This window comes from Marinicauda algicola (assembly GCF_017161425.1).
GTDB classification, from domain to species: Bacteria; Pseudomonadota; Alphaproteobacteria; order Caulobacterales; family Maricaulaceae; genus Marinicauda; species Marinicauda algicola.
Window position 1 is genome coordinate 928890 of the sequence record NZ_CP071057.1, and the last position, 14563, is coordinate 943452.

Consider the following 14563-nt stretch of genomic DNA (forward strand, 5'->3'; position numbering starts at 1 on the left):
TTGGGCGACTTCGTCGCCGTCTTGCGCCTGGCGGCCGGCTTCGTCCTGGCCTTGCTCGCGGACTTGGCACCGGATTTCGCGCCGGATTTCACGCCGGACTTCGCTGCGGACTTCGCGGTGGCCCTGGCCTTGCCGGGTTGCTTGGAGGCAGAGGGTTTCCGGCGCGCCGGGCGGGCGGGGGAGTCTTTTTCCGGACGGTCGCTGTCTGCCATGATGATTGCCTTCTTCGGTGGAGGTGACAGGGCGCAGGTGCAGCGTATAGAAAGCTCAAAGCGCGTCCAATCGACGGGAGGCCGCATTTGAGATTTTTTCACCGCGCCGGACTGGGCGCCGCGGCGCTCGCGGGGGCGGCGCTGTCGGCCTGCACGACCGATGAGGCTGCCGAGCCGGGCTGGCTCGACGTGCGCGCGGCCGAGGCCGCGGCGCACGCGCCCCCTGCCCATGTCCCGCTGCATCTGCTGCCCGCGGCCGAGATCATCGAGGTGCGCGCCACCACCCGCAGGCTGATGGAAGCCGGGGCTTACGTGCGCGGGCGCGCCGAGGAGATCGCGGAACGCGACGTGGACACCGGCGCGTTCGTGCGCGAGTCGCTGCAGCGCGGAACCCCGCCGGAGGGCGGCTCGCGCTAAGCAGCGGCAGAGAATCTTCGTATCATCGGCCCATTCGGGCTCCATCCGATCTGTAGAGGAACACGCCATGTCCGACGGCCGCGCGCTCGACCGCCTCGCCTTCGAAGCCCTCAACGCCGCCGAGCTGGCCGCCATCGCCGCAGAGCGCCTGGCCGGCCGCGGCGACAAGACCGCCGCCGACCAGGCCGCGGTCGACGCCATGCGCAAGGGGCTCAATGCCATGTCCATGCGCGGACGCATCGTCATCGGCGAGGGCGAGCGCGACGAGGCGCCCATGCTCTATATCGGCGAGGAGGTCGGCAGCGGGGAGGGCCCCGAGATCGACATCGCGCTCGATCCCCTCGAAGGCACCGGCCTGACGGCCCGCGGCATGCCCAATGCGCTCGCGGTGCTCGCGATCGCGCCGCGCGGCGGCCTGCTGCACGCGCCGGACACCTACATGGACAAGATCGCCATCGGCCCGGGCTATCCCGAAGGCGTCATCGACCTCGACGCCTCGCCCTCCCAGAACGTCAAGGCGCTCGCGCGCGCAAAGGGCGTCGATGTACGCGACATCACGGCCTGCGTCCTGGAACGCGACCGTCACGAAGACATCATCGCCGACATCCGCAAGGCCGGCGCGCGCATCGAGCTGATCCCGGACGGCGACGTCGCCGGGGTCATTTCCTGCGCCGATCCCGATGGCGGGCCGGACATCTATATCGGCCGCGGCGGCGCGCCCGAGGGGGTGCTCGCGGCCGCCGCGCTGCGCTGTCTCGGCGGCCAGATGCAGGCGCGCCTGCATTTCCGCACCGACGAGGAACGCAAGCGGGCGGAGAAGACCGGCATTTCCGATCTCGACCGCAAGTACACCCACGCCGAGCTCGCCTCGAAGGACTGCGTCTTCATCGCGACCGGCGTGACCGAGGGGCTGATGCTCAACGGCGTGCGCCGCGGGCCGGATTACGTCGCCACCGAAAGCCTCGTGCTCTCCTCGGTCACCGGCTCGCGCCGGATCGTGGAAACGCGCCGGCCGCTGTGACCGGGCTGCTCGCACCCGCAGCGGCCGCCAGCGGCGCTCTGTTCGGGGTCGAGCGTTCGCTGGGCGGAAAGCGCTGGCAGCTCGCCGAGGCCGACGACCGGCTCGTCGGGGAGATCGTGCGTGCCACCGGCTGCCCGGACGCGCTCGCGCGTCTGATGGCCTCGCGCGGAATCGACGCGGCCGCCGCGCCCGGCTTTCTCGCCCCGCGCCTGCGCGACGCCTTCCCGGACCCGTCCCGCTTTGCCGACATGGACAAGGCGGCCGGCCTGATCTGGGATGCAGTCGAGGCGAAGCGGCGCATCGCCCTGTTTGCCGACTACGATGTCGACGGGGCAACCTCCGCCGCCCAGCTCGTGCGCTGGCTGCGCGCGGTCGGCCACGACCCGCTGGTCTACATCCCCGACCGGATCGAGGAGGGCTACGGCCCGAACGCGGCCGCCTTCGCCCGGCTGAAGGAGCAGGGGGCCGAACTCGTCGTCACGCTCGATTGCGGCGCGGCCGCGCTCGAACCGCTCGAGGCCGCCCGCTCGCTCGGCCTCGCCGTCGTCGTCGTGGACCACCACATGATGAAGCAGGAGGTTCCGCCCGCCGCCGCCCTCGTCAATCCGAACCAGCCCGGCGACGAATCCGGCTGCGGGCACATGGCCGCGGCCGGCGTGACCTTCGTCCTGCTCGCGGCGCTGAACCGGGAGGGGCGCCGGCGCGCCGCGTTCCGGGGCGACGAGCCGGACATCATCGCGCTCGCCGATCTCGCCGCGCTCGGCACGATCTGCGACGTGGTCCCGCTCACCGGCATCAACCGCGCGCTCGTGGCCCAGGGGCTCAAGGTGATGAGCGGCTGGGCCAAGCCCGGCCTGGCTGCGCTGGCCGAGGTCGCGGGCCTGGAAGGTCCCGCCTCGCCCTACCATGCCGGCTTCCTGATCGGCCCGCGGATCAATGCCGGCGGGCGCGTCGGCAAGTCCGATCTCGGCGTGCGGCTCCTGTCCACCGAGGATGCGGGCGAGGCGCGCCGCATCGCGCTCGAGCTCGACGCGCTCAATGCCGAGCGCCGCGCCATCGAGGCCGACGTGCTCGAGGCCGCGATCGCGCAGGTCGAGGCGGCCGGCGCCGGCGGGGACTCACCGCTCCTGCTCGCGGCCGGGCCGAACTGGCATCCCGGCGTCATCGGCATCGTCGCCGGCCGGCTGAAGGAGCGCTTCAACCGGCCCGCCCTGGTCGTCGGCCTCGACGAGGCCGGGCTCGGCAAGGGCTCGGGGCGCTCGGTCGCCGGGGTCAATCTCGGCGCCGCGGTCGCGGCGGCGCACGAGGCGGGACTTCTGATCGCCGGGGGCGGCCACCCCATGGCGGCCGGCCTCACCATCGCGGCCGACCGGCTGGAGGACTTCCGCGCCTTCATGACCGAGCGCCTCATGGGCGAATGGAAAAGCGCCGACGAGGCGCGCACCGCCCGCTTCGACGGCGTGCTCTCGCCCTCGGCCGTCACCTTCGAGTTCTGCGAGGCGCTGGCCCTCGCCGCGCCCTACGGGGCGGGCCATCCCGAGCCGCGATTCGCGTTCGCGGACCTGCGCCGCACCTATGCCGAGCGGGTCGGCAGCGACCATGTGCGCTTCGCCTTCGAGGGCGCGGGCGGCGGGCGGCTCTCCGGCATCGCCTTCCGCTGCGCCGACGCGCCGATCGGCCAGGCGCTGCTGTCGGGCGGAGAGGGGCCGTGGCACGCCGCGGGGCGCCTGAAGGCCAGCGACAACCGCTTCGGCCGCAAGGCGGAATTCCACCTGGAAGACCTCGCCCCGGCGCGCTGAACTCTTGCAGCTTTTTCTTCACGAGCCGCTTGCATCGCGGAATCGGCGCCGATATATACCGGGCCTCGCGAGACAGCGGGCCCTTCGTCTATCGGTTAGGACGCCAGGTTTTCAACCTGGAAAGAGGGGTTCGATTCCCCTAGGGCCTGCCACTCGCGCTTTCCCCACACCGGCAGCCTGCCCCTTCCGGGACCATCCGCCTCGGGCCAGCCCGCGCGTTGCGCCGGCCCTTTGCGCGTGCCCGAACCGCGGCGCGCCAGGCCGTCTGCGGCCGAACAGGGTATGGCATGGCTCGCCGGGCTTCCGGGGGCGTGTGCGCCTCAGGCGCGCGGCTGCAGCGCCGGGTGCCCGTTCGCGTGCGCGCTCAGCCAGTCGTGGAGGAGGGGGCTGGCCGAGCACAGGCCCTCGCACACGCCGGTGATCTCGCCGAGCGCCGCGCCGTCCCCGTGCCCGTTGACGAGATCGGCATAGCTCAGGGCATGGCCCTCGCTGTGGTGATTGCTGTCGTGGCCGGTCAGCAGGATCTGCACATCGCCGTGCCGGGCGTCGTCCCAGATCCGGTCCATCAGCGCGGAGACGGTGCGCGGCGGACCCTCGATCAGCAGCAGGAAATGCGCGTCGAGGCGCAGGAGGAAGGAGGTCACGCCGAGCTTCGAATTGTTGTCCCGCCAACTCGCAACCAGCTCGCTCATCTCGAGCGAACCGAAGCCGCGGCTGGGTTGTGAGGCATAGATAATTCGAAACACAGGATACGTGCTGGACCGCGGTTCACGCCGAGCGGCCCAGTGCCGGTCGACCCTTTAAATCCAACACGTTCCCGTGAAGAGCGAAACCACTACTTGTACTGCTGAACGTGTTCAGCAAATACTCAGGCCGTCGCCCGCGCCCGCTCCAGGGCTTCGCGGATCAGCGTGTGGGCCCGGTCGACCCCGTGCCAGCCGCCGATCTTCACCCACTTGCGCGGTTCGAGATCCTTGTAGTGCTGGAAGAAGTGGGTGATGCGCGCGAGCTGGGCCTGGTGGACGTCGCTATAGTCCCGGATCTCGTCGTAGAAGGGGGTGAGCTTCTGGTGCGGCGCGGCGAGGATCTTCTCGTCCTGCCCGCTCTCGTCCTCCATCAGCAGCACCCCGATCGGGCGGGCGCGCACCACGCAGCCCGGCACCAGCTCGGTCTGGCCGAGCACCATGACGTCGATCGGGTCGCCGTCGTCGGACAGGGTGTGCGGCATGAAGCCGTAATTGCACGGATAGCGCATCGGCGTGTGCAGGAAGCGGTCGACGAACACCGTGCCGGAGGCCTTGTCCATCTCGTACTTGACCGGCTGGCCGCCGACGGGGACCTCGACGATCACGTTGATGTCCTCGGGCGGGTTCTGGCCGGCGATGATCTTGTCGAGACGCATGGGAGGGCTCCGTATCCTGATTTGGCGCGGAAGAAACGCCGCCAGGCCAGCGGTTTCAAGCCTTTTGTGCGCTGCAGCAGGGAGCTTTTGCACCTGCGGGCGCGGTCTGGACAAGGCGATTGCGCGCTCCGGCGCGCGCGGCTAGCTTGCCCGCCATGATACGCTTCATCGCTCTCAGCCTCGCCCTCGTCCTCACTGCCGGTCCCGTCGCGGCGCAGATCGGCGACGGCGCGCCGCCCGCCGACCCGGCCGCCCGCGACGCCGTGGTCGAGTATGGCGGGCCGGAGACCGTCGTCATCGAGACCGACGAGGGCCCGGTCAGCTTCACCGTCGAGATCGCGGCCACCGAGCCCGCCCGCCAGCGCGGGCTGATGTGGCGCGAGGAGCTCGCCCCGGACGCGGGCATGCTGTTCGATTTCGCCACCGTGCGGCCTGTCTCGATCTGGATGCGCAACACGCTGATCCCGCTCGACATCATCTACATCCGCCAGGACGGCACGATCGCGAAGATCATCGCGCACGCCCAGCCGCTGTCGGAACGCCAGCTGCTGTCGGGCGTTCCCGTCCGCTCCGTGCTGGAGATCAATGCCGGGCGCGCCGCCGAGCTCGGAATCGAGCCGGGAGACCTCGTGCGCCACGCCTGGTTCGGCACCGCGCAGGCGCCCGCCGGCCCGGACGCCGCGGACGCCGGCACGGACGGCGAGGCGCAGCCGCAAGAGGGCTGAGGCGCTTGCGCGCGCGGGCGTTGATGCCTAAACCCTTCAGCGACAATTCGGGGCGTAGCGCAGCCTGGTAGCGCATCTGCTTTGGGAGCAGAGGGTCGCGTGTTCGAATCACGCCGCCCCGACCAGTCTTCCGCCGGGCCGAGCGCCCGCCGGCCCGGTGTGGATCCTGTGACGAGACGAGTGATGTTCGCGAAAATCTACCGCCCCTCGAAGACGGCCATGCAGTCCGGCCGCGCCAAGTCCCAGCACTGGCTGCTCGAATTCGAACCCTCCCAGGCCAAGCGGCCCGACCCGCTGATGGGCTGGTCGCAGGGCGGGGACACGCGCCGCCAGATCCACCTCAAGTTCGAGACCAAGGAAGAGGCGATCGCCTACGCCCAGCGCTACGGCATCCCCTTCCAGGTGCGCGATGCGCGCGAGACGCCGCGCAAGATCAAGCCCTACGCCGCCAATTTCTCCTACGACCGGAAGGTGCCCTGGTCGCACTAGCCGGCCGCGGCCGCAGGGCCCCGTAGCTCAACCGGATAGAGCGCTCGCCTTCTAAGCGAATGGTTGCAGGTTCGAGTCCTGCCGGGGTCGCCATCCTTTCCGATTCCCCCTTGCATCGGCCCGGTCGGGCCTCGCCGGCGCGGCGGGCAGGCGGTCGCGCTTGCGAACCCTGACGGGTTCGATTCAGGGGAAACCCTTGCCGGCGTCCAGACGTTGTCCCTGACGCGATACGGGCAGGCCCTCGCTGCGGGCGTGCCGCAGCAGACAGGCAGGTCCCATGGCCGGCAAGGACGACCCCACCACCGCGCAGGTCCGCAAGGGCAAGCATGTCAGGCGCCCGGGAGAGCCGGTCGTGGAGAACGAGCCGGCCGCGAGCCCGCTCGGCACCGACGACGAGGCCGCCGGCCGGCCGCCCGGACCGGAACGGGTGAAATCGGCGGTCGAGGACGATCCGCGCATGGATGCGCCCGCCAGCCGCGTCGACCGGCCCGCGCTGCGCCCGACCCCCTATGCCTGGATCGGGCTCGCCGCCTTCGCGGCCTTCGCCGCTCTCCTGATCGCCGCCCTGATGCTGGGCTAGGCGCCGAGCGCGCGCTCGAGATCGGCCCACAGGTCCTCGACATCCTCCAGCCCGATGGAAAAGCGCAGCAGCGCACCGCGCTCGCGCCAGGGGACCGCGGTGCGCACCAGCTGGCGGTCGCAGGGCAGGACGAGGCTCTCGTACCCGCCCCAGGAAAAGCCGAGCCCGAACAGCTCCAGCGCATCGGCCACGGCCTCGCCCTCGCGCGGGCCGCGATCCTTCAGCACCACCGAGAAGCACCCCGCCGGCGCGGAGAACTGCTTCTTGAACAGCGCGTTGTCCGGGGATGATTCGAGCGCCGGATGAAGCACGCGCGCGACGGCCGGATGCGCCTCGAGCCGCCTTGCCAGATCCAGCCCGGACCTTCCGCACCGCTCCAGGCGCACCGACAGTGTGCGCAGCCCGCGCAGCGCCATGAAGGCATCGTCGGGAGACACGTGCGCGCCGTAGAGCTGGGCGTGCGCGGCCACGCGCCGGGCATTCTCCCCGCGCGCCGCGACGCAGCCCATCAGAAGATCGGAATGCCCGCCGACATACTTGGTCAGCGACTGCGCCGCGTAATCTACTCCGAGATCGAGGGGGTTCATCAGGTAGCCGGCGCTCCAGGTGTCGTCGATCACCGTGGCCACCCCGCGCGCCTTCGCCGCCTTCGCGATGGCCGGCACGTCCTGCACCTCGAAGGTCAGCGAGCCCGGCGATTCCAGCAGGATCATCCGGGTTTCCTCGCCGATGAGGTCGGCGATGCCCGCGCCCGCACGCGGATCGTAATAGCGCGGCGTCACGCCCAGGCGCGGCAGCTCCTCGTCGCAGAACCGGCGCACCGGCTTGTAGACGCTGTCCACGATCAGCGCGTCGCCGGGCTCCTCGATGGCGCTGCGGATCGCCAGAACCACGCCCGCGAGCCCGGAGGGGGCGAGGCTCACGCCGTCGGCCCCGTAGAGCCCCTCGAGCGCCTCGGTCAGCGCCGTGTTGGGGCTGAGACCGCCGCGCGCATAGGTGCGCTGGCCCTGCGAGGGGGCATAGAGTTCGGCCGAGCTGGCCGCGAGCACGGTCGAGGCGCGTTCCACCGGCGCGTTCACCGGCCCGGCCGCACGGGCGGGCCGCCCCGCATGGATGAGACGCGTATCCCGTTTCATGTCGACGAATCCTTCCCTCTCCGGTAAACCTTGAAAGACCTTACGCAAACGCGCTGACCAAGGGCAGGGCCCCCGTGTCGCCATTCTCGCTGATCGACCTGTTCCGCCTGCGCAACCTCACGCGCGGGGCCGTCACCTTTGCGCTGGGCTTTAGCGTATCGCAGAGCGAACTAGAAGAACGCGCCACCACGCTCGCCGAGATCCGCGACCGGGGCCAGCTTCACTGCGGCGTCGACGAGGGCCTGCCCGGCTTCGCCACGCGCGGCGAGGATGCGCGCTGGACGGGGTTCGAGGCCGATCTGTGCCGCGCCTACGCCGCCGCCTTCCTCGGCAGCGAGCGGCGCGTGCGTTTCGTGCCTCTGACCACGAGCGAGCGCTTCGAGGCCCTGATCGACGGCCGGGTCGACGTGCTGGTGCGCAATACCAGCTGGACCTTCGCGCGCGACGCGGAGATGCCGGTCACCTTCGCCGGGATCTATTACTTTGACGGGCAGGGCTTCCTGGTCCCGGCCGATCTCGGCGTGTCCAGCGTGCGCGAGCTCGACGGGGCGCGCATCTGCGTGCAGCGCGACACCACGACGGCGCTCAATCTGACCGACTACGCGCAGACCTATGCCGTCACCTTCACCCTCGTGGAGGTCGACACCGCCGAGGAGGGGCTGACGCGCTACCAGGCCGGCGAGTGCGACGCCTACACCAACGACATCTCCTCGCTCGCGGGCCTGCGCCTGGCGCTCGAGGACCAGACCGCCCACGTCCTCCTGCCCGAGGTGATCTCCAAGGAGCCGCTCGGCCCGGTGGTCAGGAGCGGCGATCCCGGCTTCGCCGAGGCGGTACGCTGGGTGCTCTTCGCGCTCATCGCCGCGGAGGAGTACGGCGTGACGGCGGAAAACGCCGCCGCCCTCGCGCAGGAAAGCCCGAACCCGGAGATTCGCCGCCTGCTCGGCGGGGAGGGCGCCATCGGGGACGCGGTCGATCTCGACGACGAGTTCGCCCTGAGGGCCATCGCCAGCGTCGGCAATTACGGCGAATTGTTCGCGCGCCATCTCGGCCGCGACAGCCCGCTGAACCTGCGCCGCGGCCTCAATGCCCAGTGGACGCAGGGCGGGCTGATGTACGCGCCGCCTTTCAGGTGATCTCGGGTCCTGCCGGGGTGAAAGCGTTTCGTCCCGGAAGAGGCTAGCCCTCCATCCACCCCGGCACCGGCAGCCCCTTCTGCTTGAGGAATTCCGGGTTGTAGAGCTTGGACTGGTAGCGCGAGCCGTGATCGCACAGCACGGTGACGATGGTCTTGCCGGGCCCGAGCTTGCGCGCGAGGCGGATGGCGCCGGCGATGTTGATGCCGGCCGAGCCTCCCAGGCACAGGCCTTCCTCGCGGACGAGGTCGAACAGGATTTCCAGCGCCTCCTCGTCGGGAATGCGGAAGGCCTCGTCGACCTCGATGCCTTCCAGATTCGCCGTGATGCGGCTCTGGCCGATGCCTTCGGTGATGGACGTGCCGTCCGCCTTGAGCTCGCCGTGGGCGTAATAGCCGTAGAGCGCGGCGCCGCCGGGATCGGCGAGACCGATCGTGACGTCGCGGCTGCGCTCCTTCATCGCCATCGACACGCCCGCGAGCGTGCCGCCCGAGCCAACCGCGCAGATGAAGCCGTCGAGCCTGCCGCCGAGCTGGTCCCAGATCTCCGGCCCCGTGGTCTCGTAATGGGCCTGGCGGTTGGCGACATTGTCGAACTGGTTCGCCCAGATCGCGCCGTTGGGCTCGGTCTCGTTGAGCTCCTCGGCGAGGCGCCCGGAATAGCGCGCATAATGGTTCGGGTTGGCGTAGGGGACCGCGTCGACCTCGATCAGCTCCGCGCCCATCAGCCGGATCGCATCGCGCTTCTCCTTGCTCTGTGTGCGCGGGAAGACGATCACGGTGCGGTAGCCGAGCGCGCTTGCCACCATGGCGAGCCCGATGCCGGTATTGCCGGCCGTGCCTTCCACGATCGTGCCGCCGGGCTTCAGCAGGCCCTTCCTCTCGGCGTCGCGGATGATCCCGATCGCGGCGCGATCCTTCACCGAGCCGCCCGGATTGAGGAACTCGGCCTTGCCGTAGATCTCGCAGCCGGTGATCTCGGAGGCCTTCTTCAGCCGGATCAGCGGGGTGTTGCCGATGAGGTCGATGACGGAGGGAACGGTATCGGGGCGGCTCATGGCACTCTCCTTCCTGCAGGCCGCGCAAAGCTAGGGCGGCGGGCGCCCGCCTGCAATGTGCCGCGCTGATGCTGCACGTCCTCGTGATCCGCCCGGCGGGCCGGCGCGTATGCACCTGCAGACAAGCCGGCGAGCCCCATGACCCTGATCGACGACGGCCTCCTCCTCGACCATGCCTCCGGCGCGGCCCCGGCCGCGCTGAGCGCGCTCGCGCTCGCCCAGGCCGAGCTGAGGCCGGAGGCGGCCCGGCGGCTGGGCCTCGCGGAGGCCGCGCTCGGCGCGCTGCTCGAGGGCGAATCGCCTGCGCGGCTCGATCCCGAAGCCCGCTCGCGCCTGCTGGCCCGCCTGGAAGGCGCGCCTCAGGATGTCCCGGTCGCGGCGCCGCGGCGCGCGCCGGACGACGCGCTGCCCGGCGCGCTGCGGGCCCATCTGAGCGGGAACGGCGCGCTCGGCTGGCGCAAGCGCGCCGGCGGGCGCGGCGAGATCCGCCTCGAGACCCTGTGCGAACCCGGCGTCGAGGCCGCCCTGATCCGGCTGGAGCCGGGCCGCACGATCCCGCGCCACGATCACGGCGGGGAGGAATACACGCTCGTCCTGTCGGGCGCCTTCTCCGACGAGCGCGCGCTCTACCGGCGCGGCGATGTGTGCACCGGCGGGCCGGGCGAGACCCACACCCCGCGCGTGGAGGGCGAGGAGACCTGCATCTGTCTCATCGTCAGCCTCGGGCGGATGAAGTTCGAGAACCCGCTGATCGCCCTCTACGACCGCTTTCTCGCCAGACGTTCCTGAACCCGCAGCAAGACGGATACTCCCCATGACCACGCTCATCTTCGGCGCCACCGGCGGTGTCGGTTCCGCGCTCGCCCGCCGGCTTTGCGAGGCCGGCGAGTCCCTGTTCCTCACCGGGCGCGACGAGGAGGCGCTCTCGACGCTCGCCGAGGAGACCGGCGCGCGCTCGACGACCTGCGACGTGCTCGACACCGGCGAGATCGAGGCCGCGGTCGAGGCGGCCAACGCGGACGGCGATCTCTCCGGTCTCGTCTTCGCGGTCGGCTCGATCGATCTCGCCCCGCTGAGGAAGACCGATCGCGACAGCTTCCACAAGGTCTTCGACCTCAATGCCGCGAGCGCGGCGGAGGCCCTGCGCCTCGCCGAGAAGCCGCTCAAGGAGAACCGGGGCGCTGCCGTGCTGTTCTCCACGGTCGCGGTCCAGCAGGGCTTCATGAGCCACGCGCTCATCTCCGCGGCCAAGGGCGCGGTGGAGGGCCTGACCCGCGCGGTGGCGGCGGAGTGGGCGCCGAAGGCGCGCATCAACGCGATCGCGCCGAGCGTGCTCGATACCGGCATCGCGCAGAAGGTGCTCACCAGCGAGAAGATGCGCGAGGGGCTCGCCCAGATGCACCCCATCCAGCGCATCGGCGAGGCCGACGATGTGGCCGCGATGGCGCAATTCCTCCTGAGCCGGGACTCCGGCTGGATCACCGGACACGTCTTCCCCGTTGACGGGGGACGCAAGTCGGTCCGCACGAGAGGATAGGTCATGCTCCGCGCCGTTTTCGCCGCATCCCTGCTCGGTCTTGCCGGGCCCGCCTTCGCCCGGGAGGGCGATGGCCCCCGCGAGGCCGGATACCGCCCCGCCGACGGCGAGCGCATCGTGTTCGACGTCTATCGCGAGGGCAGCGAGTTCGGCGTCCACGAACTGCAATTCTCCCGTGACGGCGACGGCGATCTCACCGTGGAGATCGCCATCCGCCTGCGCGCCGGCTTCGGGCCGATCACCGTGTTCCGCTACGAGCACGACTCCACCGAGGTCTGGCGCGAGGAGGACCTGGTCTCGCTCGCCGCGCGCACGCTGAAGGACGGGGAGGTCTACGAGATCTCCGCCGCGCTGCACGAGGGCGCGCTGCGGGTCGAGGGCGAAAGTCCGCAACAGGGAGCGTTCGAGACCTCCTATCCGGGAGGCACCCTGCCGTCCTCGCACTGGCACGGCTACCCGGCCGGAACCCTCACGCTGCTCAACACCGAGTTCGGCACCCCGCTCGAGGCGGTCGTCGACTATGTCGGGCGCGAGGAGATCGAGGCGGACGGAACGACGATCCCGGCGCACCGCTACCGCCTCAGCTCGAGCCTCGAACTCGATCTGTGGTACGACGAGACCGGACGCTGGGCCGGCTGCGCCTTCCGCGCGCGCGGTCAGGACATCCGCTATGTGCGCCGCTTCGATCCCGTGGAAGGCCCGTCCAGCTGATGGCCACGCTCCGCCTCGTCCTCGGCGACCAGCTCACGCGCGGCCTCGCCAGCCTGCGCGACCGGGAGGAGGGCGATCTCGTCCTGATGGCCGAGGTCGGCGAGGAAGCCAGCTACGTGCGCCATCACAGGAAGAAGATCGCCTTCATCTTCAGCGCGATGCGCCATTTTGCCGATTCGTTGCGCGAAGACGGGTTCGAGGTCCGCTACACGAAGATCGACGATCCCTCCAACGCCAACGCGCTGAAGGGCGAGGTGCAGCGCGCCCTCAACGAGCGCGGCCCGTTCGAGCGCCTGGTGGTGGTCGAGCCCGGCGAGTGGCGCCTGCTGCAGGAGATGAAGGCCTGGCAGGACGATCTCGGCCTCGCCGTCGAGATCCGCCGCGACGACCGCTTCATCGCCACGAGGGAGCGCTTCGACGCCTGGGCCTCGGGCCGCAAGCGCCTGACCATGGAGTATTTCTACCGCGATCTCAGGAAGGAGACCGGCCTGCTCATGGAGGACGGCGAGCCGGCCGGCGGGCAGTGGAATTACGACAAGGAGAACCGCGAGCCGCTGCCCGGGAATGTCGACATCCCCGAACGCCCCGTCATCGAGCCCGACGCGATCACCGTCGAGGTCATCGAGACGGTGAGATCCCGCTTCGGCGATCATTTCGGCGATCTCGAACCGTTCGGCTACGCGGTCACGGCGAAGGATGCCGAAGCCCAGCTCGACTGGTTCCTCGAGCACGCCCTGCCGCGCTTCGGCGACTACCAGGACGCCATGGCGAGGGGCGAGGCCTTCCTCTTCCACTCCGTGATCTCGATCTATCTCAATTGCGGCCTGCTCGATCCGCTGACCGTGTGCCGGCGTGCCGAGAAGGCGTATGAGGACGGCCACGCCCCGATCAACGCGGTGGAGGGCTTCATCCGCCAGATCCTGGGCTGGCGCGAATTCGTGCGCGGCATCTACTGGCGCTTCATGCCGGACTACCGCAAGCGCAATGCCCTCGGGGCGACGCGCCCGCTGCCCGGCTTCTACTGGACCGGCGACACCGCGATGGCCTGCATCGCCGACTGCGTGGACACCACCCGCAAGCACGCCTACGCCCATCACATCCAGCGCCTGATGGTGACGGGCAATTTCGCCCTGCTCGCCGGCATCCATCCCGACGAGATCAACGAATGGTATCTCGCCGTCTATGCCGACGCCTACGAGTGGGTCGAGGCGCCCAACACGCACGGCATGGCGATCTTCGCCGATGGCGGCATCATGGCGACCAAGCCCTATGCCGCGAGCGGGGCCTATATCGACCGGATGAGCGACTACTGCGCCTCCTGCCGCTACGACGTGAAGGCCAGGACCGGCGAAACCGCCTGTCCCTTCAACTATCTCTACTGGAATTTCCTGATCGAGAACGAGGCCCGGCTGCGCGGCAATCACCGCCTCGCCATGATCTACAAGACGCTCGACCGCATGGACGAGGACAGGCGCGAGGCCGTCAAACGTGATTCAGAGCGCTTCTTCGAGGAGATCGGCATTGCCGACAAGCGAAGGGAGATCACCCGTGAACCCGCGCCCCTGCGTTAAGTCCGACGGCGTTGCCTGGATCACCGGCGGCAGTTCCGGCATCGGCCGCGCGCTCGCCCTGCAGCTCGCCCGGCAGGGCTGGCAGGTCGTCGTCTCCGCGCGGTCGAAGGCCGATCTCGACGCCGTCGCCGAAGCGGGTGAAGGTCCGGGCGCGATCCATGCCGCCCCGCTCGACGTCACCGACGCGGCGGCCGTGGCCGAGACCGTCTCGCGCATCGAGGCGCAGCACGGGCCGATCGCGCTCGCCGTGCTCAATGCCGGCATCTACCGGCCGATCCGCGCCGAGGCGCCGGACTACGCCGACTACGCGGCGACCTTCGCGGTCAATCTGAACGGCACGGCGGCCTGCGTCTGCGCGCTCGCCCCGCGCATGGTGAAGCGGGGCAGGGGCCAGATCGCCATCGTCTCCTCGGCCACCGCCTTCGGCGGCATGCCGACCGCCTCGGCCTACGGGGCGAGCAAGGCGGGCCTCGTCAACATGGCCGAGTGCCTGCGCATCGAGCTCCACCGCCACGGGATCCTCGTCCAGGTCGTGACGCCGGGCTTCGTCGACACCCCGGCCCAGGAGGAGACCGAGTTTCCCAAGCCCTTCATGATCGGCCCGGAAAACGCCGCGAAACGCATGGTGAAGGGCTTCGCGAGCAAGCGGTTCGAGATCACCTTCCCGCGCCGCTTCACCTGGATGCTGAAGGCGGTCTATGCCCTGCCGGCGGGCTGGTACATCCCGCTGGTCAGGAAGCAGACGGGGTGGGGGAAGGCGGCAGACTGAC

17 protein-coding genes and 3 tRNA genes are annotated in these 14563 nt (G+C 70.2%); 16 read left to right on the forward strand and 4 right to left on the reverse strand.

Annotation, left to right across the window (positions count from 1 at the left end):
• From JW792_RS04600 to JW792_RS04620, 5 genes are all read left to right on the forward strand, one after another.
• Nucleotides 1–303, forward strand: a complete 303-nt coding sequence (locus JW792_RS04600) for a hypothetical protein (protein WP_206340900.1) — start codon at nt 1–3, stop codon at nt 301–303.
• Entirely contained in the window at nt 300–629 is a 330-nt protein-coding gene (locus tag JW792_RS04605; RefSeq protein WP_135996942.1) for a hypothetical protein, read from the forward strand. The genes JW792_RS04600 and JW792_RS04605 overlap by 4 nt, the downstream gene beginning before the upstream one ends.
• A 67-nt stretch (nt 630–696) precedes the next feature.
• Nucleotides 697–1650, forward strand: coding sequence for a class II fructose-bisphosphatase (gene glpX, locus JW792_RS04610; RefSeq protein WP_135996940.1), 954 nt, complete (start codon nt 697–699; stop codon nt 1648–1650).
• Nucleotides 1647–3449 (forward strand): single-stranded-DNA-specific exonuclease RecJ, encoded by a 1803-nt coding sequence (recJ, locus tag JW792_RS04615; RefSeq protein WP_241095057.1) that lies wholly within the window; start codon nt 1647–1649, stop codon nt 3447–3449. Before glpX ends, recJ begins: the two co-directional genes overlap by 4 nt.
• A gap of 77 nt (nt 3450–3526) precedes the next feature.
• A tRNA-Glu gene (locus JW792_RS04620) sits at nt 3527–3601 on the forward strand.
• Between the two features lie 168 nt (nt 3602–3769).
• Here the strand turns inward: JW792_RS04620 and JW792_RS04625 are convergent.
• A complete protein-coding gene (locus JW792_RS04625; protein ID WP_135996938.1) occupies nt 3770–4195 on the reverse strand; it encodes a BLUF domain-containing protein in 426 nt (141 codons plus the stop codon).
• 122 nt (nt 4196–4317) lie between these two features.
• The gene (ppa, locus tag JW792_RS04630) at nt 4318–4851 is read right to left on the reverse strand and encodes an inorganic diphosphatase (RefSeq protein ID WP_135996936.1); all 534 of its coding nucleotides are present in this window, start codon (nt 4849–4851) and stop codon (nt 4318–4320) included.
• 155 nt (nt 4852–5006) lie between these two features.
• Between ppa and JW792_RS04635 the strand changes: the two genes are divergently transcribed.
• The 5 genes from JW792_RS04635 (at nt 5007) to JW792_RS04655 (ending at nt 6645) form a co-directional block, all read left to right on the forward strand.
• A complete protein-coding gene (locus JW792_RS04635; protein ID WP_135996934.1) occupies nt 5007–5576 on the forward strand; it encodes a DUF192 domain-containing protein in 570 nt (189 codons plus the stop codon).
• Between the two features lie 48 nt (nt 5577–5624).
• Nucleotides 5625–5701: transfer RNA gene (locus tag JW792_RS04640), tRNA-Pro, on the forward strand.
• Nucleotides 5702–5759: 58 nt separating this feature from the next.
• The gene (locus JW792_RS04645; RefSeq protein ID WP_135996932.1) at nt 5760–6065 is read left to right on the forward strand and encodes an ETC complex I subunit; all 306 of its coding nucleotides are present in this window, start codon (nt 5760–5762) and stop codon (nt 6063–6065) included.
• Nucleotides 6066–6081: 16 nt separating this feature from the next.
• A tRNA-Arg gene (locus JW792_RS04650) sits at nt 6082–6158 on the forward strand.
• 184 nt (nt 6159–6342) lie between these two features.
• Nucleotides 6343–6645 carry a hypothetical protein gene (locus JW792_RS04655; protein ID WP_135996930.1) on the forward strand — a complete coding sequence of 101 codons (303 nt, stop codon included), beginning with the start codon at nt 6343–6345 and terminating at the stop codon, nt 6643–6645.
• Here JW792_RS04655 and metC read toward each other — a convergent pair.
• Complete coding sequence (gene metC / locus JW792_RS04660) at nt 6642–7781, reverse strand: cystathionine beta-lyase (protein WP_135996928.1); 1140 nt, start codon at nt 7779–7781, stop codon at nt 6642–6644. The two genes, JW792_RS04655 and metC, sit on opposite strands and share 4 nt — an antisense overlap.
• A 74-nt stretch (nt 7782–7855) precedes the next feature.
• Here metC and JW792_RS04665 point away from each other — a divergent pair, with 74 nt between their 5' ends.
• Nucleotides 7856–8917, forward strand: coding sequence for an amino acid ABC transporter substrate-binding protein (locus JW792_RS04665; protein ID WP_206340901.1), 1062 nt, complete (start codon nt 7856–7858; stop codon nt 8915–8917).
• A 43-nt stretch (nt 8918–8960) separates the two neighbouring features.
• On the opposite strand, the gene JW792_RS04670 is transcribed toward JW792_RS04665, so the two are convergent.
• Nucleotides 8961–9974 (reverse strand): cysteine synthase A, encoded by a 1014-nt coding sequence (locus tag JW792_RS04670; protein WP_135996926.1) that lies wholly within the window; start codon nt 9972–9974, stop codon nt 8961–8963.
• A 138-nt stretch (nt 9975–10112) separates the two neighbouring features.
• On the opposite strand from JW792_RS04670, the gene JW792_RS04675 reads away from it, so the two are divergent.
• The 5 genes from JW792_RS04675 to JW792_RS04695 are packed head-to-tail and all read left to right on the forward strand — an operon-like array spanning nt 10113 to nt 14562.
• Entirely contained in the window at nt 10113–10763 is a 651-nt protein-coding gene (locus tag JW792_RS04675) for a cupin domain-containing protein (protein ID WP_135996924.1), read from the forward strand.
• A gap of 25 nt (nt 10764–10788) precedes the next feature.
• Nucleotides 10789–11511: an SDR family NAD(P)-dependent oxidoreductase gene (locus JW792_RS04680; RefSeq protein WP_135996922.1), complete on the forward strand. Its 723-nt coding sequence runs from the start codon at nt 10789–10791 to the stop codon at nt 11509–11511.
• A gap of 3 nt (nt 11512–11514) precedes the next feature.
• On the forward strand, nt 11515–12222 hold the full coding sequence (locus JW792_RS04685) for a DUF6134 family protein (protein WP_135996921.1): 708 nt from the start codon (nt 11515–11517) through the stop codon (nt 12220–12222).
• Complete coding sequence (locus tag JW792_RS04690; RefSeq protein WP_135996919.1) at nt 12222–13793, forward strand: cryptochrome/photolyase family protein; 1572 nt, start codon at nt 12222–12224, stop codon at nt 13791–13793. Before JW792_RS04685 ends, JW792_RS04690 begins: the two co-directional genes overlap by 1 nt.
• Nucleotides 13771–14562 carry an SDR family NAD(P)-dependent oxidoreductase gene (locus tag JW792_RS04695; RefSeq protein ID WP_135996917.1) on the forward strand — a complete coding sequence of 264 codons (792 nt, stop codon included), beginning with the start codon at nt 13771–13773 and terminating at the stop codon, nt 14560–14562. The genes JW792_RS04690 and JW792_RS04695 overlap by 23 nt, the downstream gene beginning before the upstream one ends.
• Nucleotide 14563 lies beyond the last annotated feature (1 nt).

Excerpts from the sequence above, each read along its gene's own strand:
- glpX (WP_135996940.1), top strand. The coding sequence starts at position 697 with ATGTCCGACGGCCGCGCGCTCGACCGCCTCGCCTTCGAAGCCCTCAAC.
- ppa (WP_135996936.1), bottom strand. The coding sequence starts at position 4,851 with ATGCGTCTCGACAAGATCATCGCCGGCCAGAACCCGCCCGAGGACATC.
- JW792_RS04635 (WP_135996934.1), top strand. The coding sequence starts at position 5,007 with ATGATACGCTTCATCGCTCTCAGCCTCGCCCTCGTCCTCACTGCCGGT.
- JW792_RS04645 (WP_135996932.1), top strand. The coding sequence starts at position 5,760 with ATGTTCGCGAAAATCTACCGCCCCTCGAAGACGGCCATGCAGTCCGGC.
- JW792_RS04655 (WP_135996930.1), top strand. The coding sequence starts at position 6,343 with ATGGCCGGCAAGGACGACCCCACCACCGCGCAGGTCCGCAAGGGCAAG.
- metC (WP_135996928.1), bottom strand. The coding sequence starts at position 7,781 with ATGAAACGGGATACGCGTCTCATCCATGCGGGGCGGCCCGCCCGTGCG.
- JW792_RS04670 (WP_135996926.1), bottom strand. The coding sequence starts at position 9,974 with ATGAGCCGCCCCGATACCGTTCCCTCCGTCATCGACCTCATCGGCAAC.
- JW792_RS04675 (WP_135996924.1), top strand. The coding sequence starts at position 10,113 with ATGACCCTGATCGACGACGGCCTCCTCCTCGACCATGCCTCCGGCGCG.
- JW792_RS04680 (WP_135996922.1), top strand. The coding sequence starts at position 10,789 with ATGACCACGCTCATCTTCGGCGCCACCGGCGGTGTCGGTTCCGCGCTC.
- JW792_RS04685 (WP_135996921.1), top strand. The coding sequence starts at position 11,515 with ATGCTCCGCGCCGTTTTCGCCGCATCCCTGCTCGGTCTTGCCGGGCCC.
- JW792_RS04690 (WP_135996919.1), top strand. The coding sequence starts at position 12,222 with ATGGCCACGCTCCGCCTCGTCCTCGGCGACCAGCTCACGCGCGGCCTC.